Origin of the sequence: Micromonospora sp. MA102 (genome assembly GCF_025460765.1) — a bacterium.
Classification (GTDB): domain Bacteria; phylum Actinomycetota; class Actinomycetes; order Mycobacteriales; family Micromonosporaceae; genus Micromonospora; species Micromonospora halotolerans.
Map to the genome: position 1 here is coordinate 32,179 of NZ_JAMWEG010000013.1, position 13,492 is coordinate 45,670.

The 13,492-nt window shown below is 71.4% G+C and carries 13 protein-coding genes; 4 read left to right on the top strand and 9 right to left on the bottom strand.

The window, feature by feature from the left end; genetic code table 11:
* The first annotated feature begins 6 nt into the window (after positions 1–6).
* Positions 7–234 (top strand): GntR family transcriptional regulator, encoded by a 228-nt coding sequence (locus tag NFX44_RS33265; protein ID WP_315974626.1) that lies wholly within the window; start codon positions 7–9, stop codon positions 232–234.
* A 525-nt stretch (positions 235–759) separates the two neighbouring features.
* Here the strand turns inward: NFX44_RS33265 and NFX44_RS23585 are convergent.
* Positions 760–1,404, bottom strand: coding sequence for a TetR/AcrR family transcriptional regulator (locus NFX44_RS23585; RefSeq protein WP_262285768.1), 645 nt, complete (start codon positions 1,402–1,404; stop codon positions 760–762).
* 70 nt (positions 1,405–1,474) lie between these two features.
* Between NFX44_RS23585 and NFX44_RS23590 the strand changes: the two genes are divergently transcribed.
* The gene (locus NFX44_RS23590; protein ID WP_262285769.1) at positions 1,475–2,380 is read left to right on the top strand and encodes an SMP-30/gluconolactonase/LRE family protein; all 906 of its coding nucleotides are present in this window, start codon (positions 1,475–1,477) and stop codon (positions 2,378–2,380) included.
* 623 nt (positions 2,381–3,003) lie between these two features.
* Here the strand turns inward: NFX44_RS23590 and NFX44_RS23595 are convergent.
* The 8 genes from NFX44_RS23595 to NFX44_RS23630 form a co-directional block, all read right to left on the bottom strand.
* Positions 3,004–3,372, bottom strand: coding sequence for a cyclic-phosphate processing receiver domain-containing protein (locus NFX44_RS23595; RefSeq protein ID WP_262285770.1), 369 nt, complete (start codon positions 3,370–3,372; stop codon positions 3,004–3,006).
* 680 nt (positions 3,373–4,052) lie between these two features.
* On the bottom strand, positions 4,053–5,147 hold the full coding sequence (locus tag NFX44_RS23600) for a glycerate kinase (protein ID WP_262285771.1): 1,095 nt from the start codon (positions 5,145–5,147) through the stop codon (positions 4,053–4,055).
* Positions 5,147–5,989 carry a sugar phosphate isomerase/epimerase gene (locus tag NFX44_RS23605; RefSeq protein WP_262285772.1) on the bottom strand — a complete coding sequence of 281 codons (843 nt, stop codon included), beginning with the start codon at positions 5,987–5,989 and terminating at the stop codon, positions 5,147–5,149. Before NFX44_RS23605 ends, NFX44_RS23600 begins: the two co-directional genes overlap by 1 nt.
* Positions 5,986–7,149 (bottom strand): dihydrodipicolinate synthase family protein, encoded by a 1,164-nt coding sequence (locus NFX44_RS23610; protein ID WP_262285773.1) that lies wholly within the window; start codon positions 7,147–7,149, stop codon positions 5,986–5,988. Before NFX44_RS23610 ends, NFX44_RS23605 begins: the two co-directional genes overlap by 4 nt.
* The gene (locus NFX44_RS23615; protein ID WP_262285774.1) at positions 7,146–8,297 is read right to left on the bottom strand and encodes a Gfo/Idh/MocA family protein; all 1,152 of its coding nucleotides are present in this window, start codon (positions 8,295–8,297) and stop codon (positions 7,146–7,148) included. Before NFX44_RS23615 ends, NFX44_RS23610 begins: the two co-directional genes overlap by 4 nt.
* Positions 8,298–8,316: 19 nt before the next feature.
* A complete protein-coding gene (locus NFX44_RS23620) occupies positions 8,317–9,138 on the bottom strand; it encodes an ABC transporter ATP-binding protein (protein WP_262285775.1) in 822 nt (273 codons plus the stop codon).
* Between the two features lie 5 nt (positions 9,139–9,143).
* The gene (locus tag NFX44_RS23625) at positions 9,144–10,160 is read right to left on the bottom strand and encodes an ABC transporter substrate-binding protein (RefSeq protein ID WP_262285776.1); all 1,017 of its coding nucleotides are present in this window, start codon (positions 10,158–10,160) and stop codon (positions 9,144–9,146) included.
* 16 nt (positions 10,161–10,176) lie between these two features.
* A complete protein-coding gene (locus NFX44_RS23630) occupies positions 10,177–11,055 on the bottom strand; it encodes an ABC transporter permease (protein WP_262285777.1) in 879 nt (292 codons plus the stop codon).
* Positions 11,056–11,283: 228 nt separating this feature from the next.
* On the opposite strand from NFX44_RS23630, the gene NFX44_RS23635 reads away from it, so the two are divergent.
* Together NFX44_RS23635 and NFX44_RS23640 are read left to right on the top strand one after the other, a co-directional pair.
* Positions 11,284–12,282 (top strand): LacI family DNA-binding transcriptional regulator, encoded by a 999-nt coding sequence (locus NFX44_RS23635; RefSeq protein WP_262285778.1) that lies wholly within the window; start codon positions 11,284–11,286, stop codon positions 12,280–12,282.
* On the top strand, positions 12,279–13,433 hold the full coding sequence (locus NFX44_RS23640) for a mandelate racemase/muconate lactonizing enzyme family protein (RefSeq protein ID WP_262285779.1): 1,155 nt from the start codon (positions 12,279–12,281) through the stop codon (positions 13,431–13,433). The genes NFX44_RS23635 and NFX44_RS23640 overlap by 4 nt, the downstream gene beginning before the upstream one ends.
* The last annotated feature ends 59 nt before the right edge of the window (positions 13,434–13,492 follow it).

Below are 13,492 nucleotides of genomic sequence, written 5' to 3' on the forward strand. Positions count from 1 at the left end.
GAGGTCTTGGTAGGCGCCCCCGTGGGCGAGCAGGTGCCAGACAATGGTCAGGATCGTGTGGGCGACCGCGACCGCAGCCTTGGGTCCGGATTTGGTGCCCATGCAGCCCTGTGCGAGCACTACGACGTGAGCAACACCGTCATCCGTGCCGCCATGCTCATCTTGAAAGCCGAAGGGCTGATCGATGGTCGGCAGGGCAAGGGCGTGTACGTCGCAACTCCGCCTTTCCGGTAGACCCGAGTCTCGATTGGGTCGCCTGACATCGCCGTCGGGTAGCAACCTCTCGCTTGTAAGGCGCTTCCGACGAGAGCCGTAGCGTCCGCTGACGTCCACCGGGCCCGGCCCAAAGACGAAATCCGTCCCTGCTGGTCCGACCTCGGCCGCCACCGTTGATGTCAACGGCTGATGTCAGGCCACCGCTGAGGTCAGCTCGCTAGCCGAGGAGGGCGACCCCCGTCGGGGGAGCCTGGTCGGCGTTGTCGGCGAGTACCAGCGGGCGTCTCTTTTTGTGGCCCACCCTCGGTGTCGCGCCGTCTTCGGCCATTGGTGTCGGTTGCGCGTCACTGCGTGTGCTGACTTCCTGCTGACTCGGGGTCGGTACGCAGGGCGAGACCGCGCTTGCTAATCGACCGAACGAGTACATCGCGCCAGTGAAGCTGTAGCCGTAGAGGGTGTACTCCCACCCTGCGGGCCCACGATAGTGCGCAGATTCGCGCACCCGGGACAGCCATAGCCCGACTGGCTGCTGTGGAGTTCGCGTCAGTTGGGCCGGTAGGAGGCGAGGAACGCCTGGGCGCCGGCGTCGGCGTAGCGGTCGAGGGCGGCGGGGTCGGGTCGCTCGGTGTCGCCGCAGAGCATCATCCGGTTGAGGGGGATCGACATCACCAGCCAGTTGAAGTGTTCGGCGGCCAGCTGCGGGTCGTCCAGCCGAAGCTGGTTGCGGGCGGCGAGACTTTCGAAGGCGGCGGCGAGCGCGTCGATGGTGCGCCCGGGACCGCGTTGGTAGAACAACCGGCCCAGCTCGGGGAACCGGCCCGCTTCGCCGATCACCAGGCGGCGCAGCTGTATCACCCGGGGCTGGCTCACCTGGGAGACCAGCGCGCGCGCCAGCTTCTGCAAGTCGGCCTCGAGGTCGCTGCTGTCGGGCAGACTCGCCACCTGGCGTGCGACCGGGTCACTGACCAGTTCGACTGTGCCGGTCACGATCTCGCGGAACAGGCTCTGCTTGTCGGTGAACTGTTTGTACACGGTCTGCTTGGACACCGCCGCCGCGGCGGCGATCTGGTCCATGCTGGTAGCCAGGTAGCCATCGCGCAGAAACAGCGTGCTGGCCACGTCCAGGATCGCCTGGCGCTTTCGCGCGGTCCGGGTCTGCCCGTCGGATGCCCTGATCGGCTCTGTCACGCCGCCTACAGTACTGGACAGTCCAGTTCTGAGCGACTACGGTACTAGACCGTCCAGTTCCACTCGGTCGATGCGCGAGGTTCTCATGTCACAGGCGTCATCCCTGCCGCGGCCCCGGGTCCTGCTCAGCGGCCTGGCCTACGTCGAGTCACCCCGTTGGCACGACGGCCGGCTGTGGTTCGCCCATTGGGGTACCGGCGAGATCGTCGCGGTCGCGCTCGACGGCAGCAGCGAGGTCGCGGCGTCCGGCCCGCCCGGCCTCGGCTGGTCCATCGACTGGCTGCCCGACGGCCGCCTACTAGTTACCGGCGAGGATCTCATGCGGCGGGAACCGGACGGGTCGATGGTCCGGCACGCCGATCTCAGCGGACTGGCGCCGTTCTGGAACGAGCTTGTCGTGGACGGCCGCGGCAACATATACGTCAACAGCATCCGCTTCGGCTTCCGCGCAGGCGCGCCACCGGAGTCCGGGATCATCGCCTTGGTCACCCCGGACGGGACAGCGCGCGAGGTCGCCGGTGACCTGGAATTCCCCAACGGCATGGTAGTGACGCCAGACAACAAAACGCTGATCGTCTCCGAGTCGTTCGCCGGGCGGCTGACCGCGTTCGACATCGCTGCCGACGGCAGCCTGTTCAACCGCAGGACATGGGCCGACGGCCTCGCACCCGACGGCATCTGCATGGACGCCGACGGCGCGATCTGGGCCGGGGCCGCCGACGTCGCCATCGCCACCGGCCGTGCCGACTCGCCACAGGGCGCCGTCGTCCGGGTGCACGAGGGTGGCAAGGTGACCGACCGAATCGAACACGACCAGGTCATTTTCGCCACCATGCTCGGCGGCCCAGACCGCACCACCCTGTTTCTCCTCGCGGCCGAGTTCCGCGGCGTCGAGCACATGGACGAATCGGTCGCCGCCCGCACCGGCCAAGTGCTCACCGCAACAGCGCCGACGCCCGGCGCCGGCCGGCCATGACCGGCATCCGGACCTCCTCACCGCCACTCCCAAGTCCAGCTCACCCTGCCTAACCTCGGCCTGGCCAACGGCCGACCGACATGCTTGGCTACTCGGCCTCACCGTGGCAAGCAAAAGGCCCGGGTCAGGATCGGCAATCAAGCAGGTGACTGGGCCTTTCCATGGAGCTGCCGGACGGAATCGAACCCTCGACCTAGGCATTACGAGTCAGCACCGGCCCGCTGGTCGTCGTCGTCCTGGTCCTCGTCAACCGGCATCCACGGTTCGTTGTTATCCGTCGTCGTCCGGCGGTTTGGCTGCTTCGTTGGCTGCTCGGCTCCGTGCCCGTACGCCCCGGTCGACTCCCACATTGCCAGGGGGCTCTCACAAGTCGGCCTGGCCTGCCGGGGTCGCGACCTGCCCCCAGGCGGCCACTCTCCCCGCCAGTCCCCGCTAATCCCCCGCCGCAGCCTGTCGACCTGGCATGGTTCTGGCACGCGCCAATCAAGCCGGACCGACCAAGAGATCGCCTAGCAGGGTGAACATCTGACACCGATCCGTCACCCGTCATGTGGAGCCCGACACGGCCGCAGCTAGTGGCCCGCTTCATTGCCGTCGACACGGCACTCCGGCTGGTCGGGCGGCTACTCGGCCTCGGACTGGTAGCCGACGTACGGTGATCCAGCCGCCGAGCGGACGTGGTACCCCCAGCGCCGCAACGCCTGTGTGGTCTTCTCGGAGCCGGCCGGGTTCGCCGAGTAGACGTACACCACACCGACATCGAACGGGCGCCCCTCGAACGCAGCCCGCTCCGACACCTCGACGACCGGCCAGATCGTGTCGTCGTCGCCGAGGTCGTGATCCAGCCACAGCTCGTCCAATCGCTGTCCGCGGGGTCGCTCCAGCGCCTCGATGCCGGCCCTGCTGGTGCGCGCAACTTGTGCCACCCGGCCGTCAACGAACGAGCGCAGGTCGTCAACCAGCACGATTCCCGGCAGCTTCTCGTTGACCACGCCACCATCCTTGGACCAGCACCCCGACATCGCCACCGCTATTTGGCCTACAGATGGCATCGGACTACGGCGGGTTGACGAGTCGCTACCCGGTGCTAGCTCGACGCTCGTCGAGCACGCCGGCGCGGCCTTCCGTCGGGTCGCTGGACTCGACGTCGGAGATGCCGAGCGGCCTTCCTGCCGCTGATACGGGCCAAATCCCGCCGGCTCTCGATCGCACCGGACGCCATGCTGGTCCTCTGAATCCGCTGAGCGGCCCAGCACGGCCTTATGCCGTCGACGATGGCCCGGATTCGCCCACCTCCACGGGTGTAGGCAGCCTGCGGCAACCCGCCGGATGTCGATATCCCAGGCTCCCCACCCGTGCCGGCCCACATTCACCATGTCCACGAGCACGAAAGGACATGACCCATCGGCAGGACGTGGCGACAACCACGAATCCGCCCTCCGGCGTCAGCCGCCCTTTCGGCGGTGCCAGGAGACACGACGAACACCACCAGCGGATCCACGTCCATGGCTGGTGGTGCTTCGTCTCCCGTCCCTGCCACCCCCAGATGAGGAGACAGTCATGTCCACCCCGCTCACCCTGTACCGGCCCGGTCTCGCCGTCGGCCGTGCCGCCCAGGTCCTGCATCGCGCCGCCTCTTCGCAAACGCGCCGCCGCGACGAGGCGCGTCGCCCTATCGGCGGGGCAGCCGCCGGGACAGCGCCTCGCCGGCCTCGGCCAGCCACCGCGTCGGATCGTTCAGCGCCGCGTCGACCGAGCCGGCGAGTTCCACCAGGGACACCGCCGCCGCCACCGACCTGGGAACCGGTCCGCTGACCTGCCCCGCGGCCACCGCCACGGGTACGCCGGCGGACGCGGCCGAGTCGAGCAGCGAGCCGACCACCTTGCCGGTCAGCGAGGTCTCGTCGAAGCGTCCCTCGCCGGTGAGCACCACGTCCGCGCCGGCCAGCGCATCCGCCAGCCCGACCAATTCGGCGATGGTCGCCGCGCCCGGCGTGATCGTGGCGCCCCAGAGGGCAGCCAGACCGTACGCGGTGCCACCGGCCGCGCCGGCGCCCGGCTGGTCCGGCGCACCGCCGGCCAGGTCGGCGAACCGGCCCAGCGCCGCGTCCAGCAGTGGTACCTCCGCCGGGCCGGCGCCCTTCTGCGGTCCGTAGGTGGCGGCGGCCCCGGCGGGGCCGGTCAGCGGTGCGGTCACGTCGACCAGCAGGTGCACGCCGCCGGGCGGCGGGGGCATCACGTCGGTGGTGTCGAGGCGGGCCAGCTGGGCCAGCGCCGCACCGCCGAGCGGCAGCTCCCGGCCCTGGTCGTCGTGCAGCCGCAGGCCGAGGGCGCGCAGCGCGCCGGTGCCGCCGTCGGTGGAGGCGGACCCGCCGAGTCCGATGACGAGGCGGGTGGCCCCGGCGTCGAGGGCGGCCCGCGCCACCACGCCCAGCCCGTATGTGTGCGCGCCGAGCGGATCCGGGGAGGCCATCAGCGGCAGCCCGCTGGACTGGGCCAGCTCCAGCACGGCGGTCCGGTCCGGCCGCAGCAGCCAGGCCGCGTCGACCGGCCGGTCGTCCGGGCCCGGCACGACCGTCGTCCGGCGTTCCGCGTCGGGCATTGCGGCGGCGAAGGCGTCGACCGTGCCTTCGCCGCCGTCGGCCAGGGGGAGCAGCCGTACGTCGTCGCCGGGCCGGTGGGCCTGCCAGCCGCGGGCCAGGGCCCGGGCCGCCTCGCCGGCGGTGGCGGAGCCCTTGAACGAGTCGGGCGCGACGACGACCCGCATCAGTCGGCGAGCACGAGCTGGAGGTAACGGTCCTTCATGGTGGCGAGGACCTCGTCGGGGTCGGTCGCCCACACCTCGGCGTTGAAGATCTCCACCTCGGTGTCGCCGGTGTAGCCGGCCTCCTCGACGGCTCGTCGGAACGGCGGGAAGTCGATGTGCCCGTCGCCCATCATGCCCCGGCCGAGCAGCACGTCGGCCGGGAGCGGGGTGAGGAAGTCGCAGACCTGGAAGCTCGCGATGCGGTCACCGGCGCGGGCGATCTGCCGCCAGACGTCCGGGTCCCACCAGATGTGGAAGGTGTCCACCACGACCCCCACCTGGGCGACGGGGAACGGCTCGGCCAGGTCGATCGCCTGCCCCAGGGTGGACAGCACCGCGCGGTCGGCGCAGTACATGGGGTGCAACGGCTCCAGCGCCAGGCGCACGCCCCGCTCACCCGCGTACGGGGCCAGCTCGGCGAGGGCGTCGGCCACCCGCTGCCGGGCGCCGATCAGGTCGCGGGAGCCGGGTGGCAGGCCGCCGACGACCATGACGAGGCAGTCCGTGCCCAGCCCGGCGGCCTCGTCGATGGCGCGCCGGTTGTCCTCCAGCGCGGCCCGGCCGGCCTCGCCGCCGGCGGTGAGGAACCCGCCTCGGCACAGCGAGGACACCCGCAGTCCCGCGTCGGCGACGAGCTTCGCGGCGGCGGCCACCCCGATCTCGGCCACCGGCTCGCGCCACAGCCCGATCGCCGGGATGCCGGCGCGGACGCAGCCCTCGACGGCCTCCCGCACCGACCAGGACTCGGTGGTGCGCTGGTTCAGCGACAGCTTCGCCAGGCGCGGATCAACCGGGGCGCTCACGCCGACACCCCGGCCACGGACAGGTAGCGGCGCATCCGCGCGACGGCCAGGTCCGGGTCGAGCAGCAGCCCGGCGGCGTCGGCGAGCCGGAACACGTCCACCAGGTGCGGCACGCTGCGCCCGCTCTGCAGGCCGCCCACCATGGTGAAGCCGGGCTGGAAGCCGTTGAGCCAGGACAGGAAGGCGATGCCGGTCTTGTAGTACTGCGTCGGCGGGGCGAAGACCTGCCGGGACAGCGGCACGGTCGGGTCCAGGATCTCCCGGAAGCCCGCCGTGTCACCGGCGTCGAGACGTTGCAACGCCGCCGACGCGGCCGGTGCGATGGCCGCGAACGCGCCGAGCAGGGCGTGACTGGACCGGCGGCCGTCGCCGGCGATCAGCTCCGGGTAGTGGTAGTCGTCGCCGGTGTAGACCTTGACCGTCGGCGGCAGCAGCTCGCGCAGCCGCACCTCGCGGGCGGCGTCGAGCAGCGACACCTTCACGCCGTCGATCCGGTCGGCGTGCGCCTGCACGAGCGCCACGAACGTCTTGGTCGCCTCGTCGAGGTCAGCCGACCCCCAGTAGCCGGCGAGGGCCGGGTCGAACATGTCGCCGAGCCAGTGCAGCACCACCGGCGTGGACGTCTCGCGCAGCACCTGCTCGTAGACGCGCAGGTAGTCGTCGGGCCCGGTGGCCAGCGCAGCGAGCTGCCGGCTGGCCATCACCACGGGGGTCGCGCCGCACTGCTGCACGAAGGCGACCTGCTCGGTGTACGCGCCGACGACCTCGTCGAGGGTGTCCGGCAGGCCGGTGAGCTGGTCGGTGGCCGCCCCGGCGACGATGCGCCCGCCGCAGGCGGCGGCCTCGGCGGCGCTGCGCCGGATCAGCTCCCGGGTGGCAGCCCAGTCCAGCCCCATCCCGCGCTGGGCGGTGTCCATGGCCTCGGCGACGCCGAGACCCCAGGACCAGAGGTTGCGCCGGACGGCCAGGGTTGCGTCCCAATCCAGCCGGGCGGGCCGGCCGGGCGCGTTGTCCGCGTGCGGGTCGGCGACCACGTGCGCCGCGGCGTACGCGATCCGGCTGGTCGGCGCGGTGGCCGGCCGCTGCCAGCCGGCCGGCTCGCGCAGGGTCAGCTCCTCGGCGCCCCCGTCGGGGCGGGGGAGGGTGATGCGGACGGTCACAGCCGGATCTCCTCGATCTCGACCCGCCGTCCCTCCCGGGCCGAGAGCAGCCCGGCCTCGGCGAGCTGGACGCCGCGGGCGCCGGCCAGGAAGTCCCACGGGAACGGCTCGCCGTCGACGACGTGCCGCAGGAACGCCTCCCACTGCACCTTGAACCCGTTGTCGAAGTCCTCGTTGTCGGGGACGGTCTGCCACTGCGCCCGGAAGGGCTCGGTGACCGGCAGGTCCGGGTTCCACACCGGCATGGGGGTGGCGCCGCGGTGCTGGATGCGGCACTCGCGCAGGCCGGCCACGGCGCTGCCGTGCGTGCCGTCGACCTGGAACTCGACCAGCTCGTCCCGGTAGACCCGCACCGCCCAGGAGGAGTTGATCTGCGCGGTGATGCCGCCGGCCAGCTCGAAGATGCCGTACGCGGCGTCGTCGGCGGTGGCCCGGTAGGTCTGGCCGGTCTCGTCGACCCGCTCGGGGATGTGCGTGGCGATGTGCGCGGTCACCGCGGTGACCGGGGCGAAGATCTGCTCCAGCACGTAGTGCCAGTGCGGGAACATGTCCACGGTGATGCCGCCGCCGTCCTCGGCGCGGTAGTTCCAGCTCGGCCGCTGGGCGTCCTGCCAGTCGCCCTCGAACACCCAGTAGCCGAACTCGCCGCGCACCGACAGGATCCGGCCGAAGAAGCCGCTGTCGACCAGCCGCTTGAGCTTGCGCAGGCCGGGCAGGAACAGCTTGTCCTGCACGACGCCGTTCTTGACGCCCCTGGCGGCGGCGAGCCGGGCCAGCTCCAGTGAGCCGGTCAGCCCCTCGGCGAGCGGCTTCTCGGTGTAGATGTGCTTGCCGGCCTCGATGGCCGCCCGGATGGCCTTCTCCCGCTGCGCGGTGACCTGCGCGTCGAAGTAGATCTGGTGGGAGTCGTCGGCGAGCGCGGCGTCCAGGTCGGTCGTGTACGACGTCAGCCCGTGCCGGGCGGCGATCTCGGCGAGCTTGGCCTCGTTGCGGCCGACCAGGGTCAGCTCGGGCCAGATGCGGCTGCCGTCGCGGGCGGGCAGGCCGCCCTGCTCGCGGATGGCGAGCAGGGACCGGACCAGGTGCTGCCGGTACCCCATCCGGCCGGTCACCCCGTTGAGGATGATCCCGATAGACGTGCGCTCCACGTGTGTGTCCTTCCAGTGGTTATTCGGCGGTCGTCGTCGCACCCAGGAGGTCCCGGATGCGTCCCGTGGCGCGGGCGAACTCCGGCGCCGACATCGTCTGGCCGTAGTCCCGCTCGACGGGGAGGTCGACATCGATGACCTCGGCGACGGTGCCGGGTCGAGGGGTCATGACGATCACCCGGTTGGCCAGGTAGACCGCCTCGGCGATGGAGTGGGTGACCAGCAGGACGGTGGTGCCGGTCTCCCGCCAGATCCGCCGCAGTTCGACGTTCATCTGCTCGCGGGTGAGGGCGTCGAGCGCCCCGAACGGCTCGTCCATGAGCAGCACCGGGGGGCGGTGCAGCAGCGCGCGGCACAGGGCCACGCGCTGCTGCATGCCACCGGAGAGCTCGTTCGGGTACGCGTCCTCGAAGCCGGTCAGCCCGGTCATGGCGATCAGCTCGTCGGCGCGTTGGCGGGCCTGCGCCTTGGGCATGCCCCGCATCTCGGCCTGGAGCAGGATGTTGCGCCGGGCCGTGCGCCACTCCAGCAGGGCGGCGCGCTGGAAGACGTACCCGATGTCGCGCCGCGGCCCCCGCACGTCCTCGCCGTGCAGGCGGACCTGGCCCGACGACGGCCGCAGCAGGCCGGACACCAGCTTGAGCAGCGTGGACTTGCCGCAGCCGGACGCGCCGACGATGGCGACGAACTCGCCCGGCTCGATCCGCAGCGAGACGTCGCGCAGCGCCGTGACGTCCTTCTTCTTGGTGTGGAACCGGACCGCGACCTCGTCGATCTCGACCGTGGCGCCGGTCGCCGTGGCGTCCGCGGAGCGCTGCGTGGTGGTGTTGCCGACCGTCATCGGTCTCATCCCTTCGGAGCGAAACTCGCGTCCCAGTACTTCGACGGCGACTCGGCCTTGGTGATCACACCGGAGTCGGCGAAGACGGTGATGGTCTTCTGCCAGTCGGCCTCGTCGTTGACGCCCGGGGCCTGCCCCTTGGTGGCGTCGGTGTGCAGCAGCTGGAGCGTGGCGTTGAACTGGTCGGTCAGGACCTTCTCCGACGGCAGCTGCTGGGACGCGCCCTGCATGGCCGCGACCGCGCCGGCCGCGTCCTTCTCGGCGGCGGCCCAGGCCTCGCTGCTGGCCGTGACCATCCGCTTGACCAGGTCCTGCTTGTTCTTGATGGTGTCGCCGGAGGCGAGCAGGCCGTTGCTGAAGAAGGTCAGGCCGTGCTCGGCGAACTTCAGGTAGGAGACCTGCTTGCCGGCCTTCTCCTGCATGGTCGGGCCCTGGTCGGTGGCGAAGCCGAGCAGCGCGTCGGTCTTGCCCGACATGACGGCGGCCATCTTGCCGGCCGGGTCGGTGTTCTGCAGGGTCACGTCGGTGGCGGCCAGACCGTTGGCCTTGAGGAACGCCGGGAAGGTCTTGCTCAGCGCGTCACCGGCCGTGGAGGCGATGGTCTTGCCCTTGAGGTCGGCGGGGGAGTTGATGTTCTTCTCGCTGAAGAACTGCACCGACGACGGGGTGGTCTGCAGGAAGACGCCGACGCTCTTGACGTCCATCCCCTGGCCGACGGCCGAGAGCAGCGCCGGGGTGTCGGCCCAGCCGAAGTCGGTCTGCCCGGCGGCGGTGGCCTGGATCGTCTTCTGCGAGCCCTGGCCGGCCTGGATGGTCAGGTCGATGCCGTGCTTGGCGAAGATCTCCTTCTTCTTGCCGTAGTAGAACGGCGCGTGCTCGCCGTACGGGTACCAGTTGAGGGTCAGGGTCACCTTGTCGAGGCCCTGCGCGTTCTTCTCCTGTTCGTCGGAGGACGAGCCGCAGGCGGTGGTGGCCAGAAGGAGTGCCGGCAGGAGCGCGGCGGCGAAAGTACGCAACTTCATCCGAGGGTTCTCCTGTTCACAGGGTGGTGGTGGCGGTGTCGGTGCGGCGGCTGGCGTGCCAGGGCAGCACGAGGTGCTCCAGCAGTTCCACGACGACGAAGAGGACCACGCCGAGCAGCGACATGATGATCAGCCCGGCGAAGAGGGTCGGGGTGTCGAGGTTGCCGTTGGCCTGCAGGATCACGTAGCCGAGGCCCTCGTTGGCGCCGACGAACTCACCGACGACGGCGCCCGTGACGGCCATGGTGGCGGCGACCTTCAGGCCGGCGAAGAGGTGCGGCAGGGCGGCGGGGAACCGGATCTTCCGGAACGTCTGGGCCTGCCCCGCGCCCATGGTCGCCGACAGTTGCAGCATCTCCGGGTCGATCGACTTCATGCCGGTGACCGTGGAGATGACGATCGGGAAGAAGGCCATGAGGACCGCGACGACGACCTTGGGCGAGAGCCCGAAGCCGAGCCACACGATGAACAGCGGCGCGATCGCGATCTTCGGGATGACCTGCGCGAACAGCAGCAGCGGGTAGAGGCTCTTCTCGACGGTGGGCGAGTAGACCATGACCACGGCGGAGAGCACACCGACCACGATGGCGATGGCGAAGCCCAGCACCGTCTCGTACGTGGTGATCCAGGTGTGGTGCGCGAAGTAGCCCGGCTGGGCGAGGACGACGTCCAGCGTCGTGCCGGGCGAGGGAACCAGGTAGGGCTTCACCAGGTCCGCGGCGGTGACCACCCACCAGACGAGGAGGATGGCCACGAGGACCGCGGCCGGGCGCCAGGTGTTCCGGGCGAACCGGAGCAGGCCGGCGCCGGCTCCGCCCGGTCGGCGGGCGGCCGAACCGGTGGCGCCGGCGGGAGCGGTGCGCTCCCGTTGCTCGATGGTGCTCTGCGCGGCCATGACCCTCCGTTCTCCCTGGCTGGCCGGCGGTTTCCGGGTACTCAGCCGCTGGGTAGGCGCGTGCCGTCGGCAGGGCCGGACGACCCCGGTGAGGGCGGGGAAGCGGCCCTGAATGCGCTTTCAGTAAGCGCTTTCAGGGTGCTACGGTAACCACGCCGAAATAATCCGGTCAAGAACTTCCGCAGGGGGAACTCGATGCAGCCACGGGCGCACGTGACCTTGGAAGACGTGGCCAGAGCCGCCGACGTCTCGCTGGCCACGGCCTCCCGGGCGCTCAACGGCATGCGCGTCACCCCGCAACTGCGCGACCGGGTCGTCGCCGCCGCCGAGAAGCTGGCGTACACCCCCAACGCGCACGCCCGCGCCCTCGCCGGGGCCTCCCACCGCACCGTCGGCGTCATCTGCCACGACGTCACCGACCCCTACTTCGCCGCCATCGCCGGCGGCGTCATGCGGGTCGCCGGGGACAACGACCTGCTCGTCATGCTGGCCAGCACCTTCCGCGACCCGGAGCGCGAGATCGCGTACGTGTCGATGCTGCGCGCCGAGCGCGCCCCGGCCATCCTGCTGATCGGCTCGGGCTTCGAGGACGCCCGCTGGGAGCGGGCCCTGGAGACCGAGCTGAAGCCCTACCTGGACGGTGGCGGCCGGGTCGCCGTGGTCAGCCGGCACCGCAGCCTCAAGGTCGACAGCGTGCTGCCGGAGAACCGCGCCGGCGCCGCCGCCATGGCCCGCGCCCTGCTCGACCTCGGCCACCGCCGCTTCGCCGTGCTCTCCGGGCCGCGGGCGCTCACCACCGTCGCCGACCGGCTCGGCGGCTTCCGCGACGAGCTGGCCAAGGCCGGCGTGGCGCTCGACCCGGCCGACATCGTCGAGGGCCCCTTCACCCGCGACGGCGGGTACGGCGCGATGTCCGAGCTGCTGACCCGGGGCTCGACGGCCACCTGCGTGTTCGCCCTGACCGACGTGATGGCCATCGGCGCCTGCGCGGCGCTGCGCGACCAGGGCCTGTCCGTCCCGAACGACATCTCCGTCGCCGGCTTCGACGACATCCCGATCGTCCGTGACCTCACCCCGGCGCTGACGACGGTCGCGCTGCCGCTGCAACGCCTCGGGGAGAAGGCCATGGAGCTGGCGCTGACCGAGAACAGCGGGCGACGACGGCGGCTCCTGCGGATGGGCGGCGAGGTGGTCCTGCGCGGCAGCACGGCGAAGGTGGGCTCGTGACCCCGCTCGCCGGCCTCACCATCGACGCGGTCCGGACGTACGCCGTCGCGCTGCCCACCATCCGCTCGTTCGGCGTCTCCGGCGGCTCGGTCGCCGTCGCCGGCACGCCCAGCATCCGGGTGCTCGTCAAGGTCACCGCCGGTGGCGTCACCGGCTGGGGCGAGGCCACCCCGATCCCGGCCTGGACCTACGAGACCGCCGAATCCATCGTCACCACCATCGACCGCTACCTCGCCCCGGCCATCCTCGGCCGCCCCGCCTGGGACCTCGACGGCGTCACCACCGCCTTCGACCGCGCGATCAACCGCGGCTTCACCATCGGCTCACCCCTGGCCAAGAGCGCGGTCGACATCGCCCTGCACGACCTGCTCGGCCGCGCTCTCGGCGTACCGGTCGGGGTGCTGTGGGGGCAGCGCCGCCGGGAGACCATCGACCTCGGCTGGATCGTCTCCGGGCAGACCGCCGGGGAGGTCGCCGACGCGGTCGCGGAGGGCGCCGAACTCGGCTACCGGGCGTTCAAGGTGAAGGTGGGCCTGCACAGCGAGGCCGAGGACGCCGCCGTGGTGCGGGCCGTCCGCGAGGCCGCGCCCGACGCGGCGCTCTGGGTGGACGCCAACCAGGGCTACACCGTCGACGGCGCGCTGCGGATGGCCCGCCGGCTGGCGGAGTACGACGTCACCACCTTCGAGCAGCCGCTGCCGGCCAACGACGTGGCCGGGCAGCGCCGGCTGCGGGGGTCCTCACCGATTCCGGTCGCCCTCGACGAGAGCCTGCGCCACCCCAGCGACCTGGCGACCTTCGTGAAGCTCGACGCGGTCGACGTGGCCATCGCCAAGGTGCAGCGCAGCGGTGGGCTGACGTTGTCGCGGCGGCTCTGCGCGCTCGCCGAGGACGCCGGGGTGCGGCTCATGGGCTCCGGGCTCACCGACTCCGACCTGGGCTTGGCCGCCTCGCTGCACCTGTTCGCCGCGTACGGCATCGACACGCCCGTCGACCTCAACGGGCGGCAGTTCCTCACCTCGTCGTACGCCACGGGAGCGACGGTCGAGGTGAAGGACGGGGTCGCGCGGGTGCCGACCGGGCCGGGGCTCGGTGTCGAGGTGGACGAGTCGGTGGTGCGCGAACTCGCCGTGGACGTGCTCGCCGGCTAGCGGCGACGGGTCGACCGGCGATTGGCCGGCGCCGATTCCGGGTACAGCCCGCGATGCCG

Bases quoted from the DNA above. Each gene is read 5' to 3' on its own strand.
- NFX44_RS23590 (WP_262285769.1), top strand. From the start codon at position 1,475: ATGCGCGAGGTTCTCATGTCACAGGCGTCATCCCTGCCGCGGCCCCGG.
- NFX44_RS23600 (WP_262285771.1), bottom strand. From the start codon at position 5,147: ATGCGGGTCGTCGTCGCGCCCGACTCGTTCAAGGGCTCCGCCACCGCC.
- NFX44_RS23620 (WP_262285775.1), bottom strand. From the start codon at position 9,138: ATGACGGTCGGCAACACCACCACGCAGCGCTCCGCGGACGCCACGGCG.
- NFX44_RS23625 (WP_262285776.1), bottom strand. From the start codon at position 10,160: ATGAAGTTGCGTACTTTCGCCGCCGCGCTCCTGCCGGCACTCCTTCTG.
- NFX44_RS23630 (WP_262285777.1), bottom strand. From the start codon at position 11,055: ATGGCCGCGCAGAGCACCATCGAGCAACGGGAGCGCACCGCTCCCGCC.